A 380-nucleotide genomic window follows, 5' to 3' on the forward strand; every position below is an offset into this window, starting at 1 on the left:
TCACGATGTAGATAGATACTGTGGAATCAATATGAACAATCCACATGATTCCTATCATAGTAGCTTGATCAATCGGGTAATGGAAGAGAAGTTCCCTATTACCATGCCATATTTTCCGGCAAGTAAACCATTTAAGGTCTATTGCGAAGATTTTTTAGTTGATCCGGAAAATGGAGATTACGACACAGTTGGAATTTTCTATACAATTACACCAGAAGACTGTACAGTGGAGCTTAATCGCTTCTTTAAAGAAGAAAATGACGAATTTGTTGAAATAACCAAGGCTGAGTATGATATGAGGAAGCATTGCCATGGCTGTTTCGGAGCCGCTAATAATGATTGTCTGCGTTGCGAGGAGGAGCTTCAGTATGAATCGGAAT

General features: G+C 38.9%; 1 protein-coding gene. It reads left to right on the forward strand.

The genetic code is table 11. The features are described from left to right. Nucleotides 1-31: 31 nt before the first annotated feature. Nucleotides 32-380, forward strand: a 349-nt coding sequence (locus NE664_15820; protein MCQ4728102.1) for a hypothetical protein, incomplete at its 3' end; no start/stop codon positions are given.

The sequence above is a fragment of the Anaerotignum faecicola genome (assembly GCA_024460105.1).
Classification (GTDB): domain Bacteria; phylum Bacillota; class Clostridia; order Lachnospirales; family Anaerotignaceae; genus JANFXS01.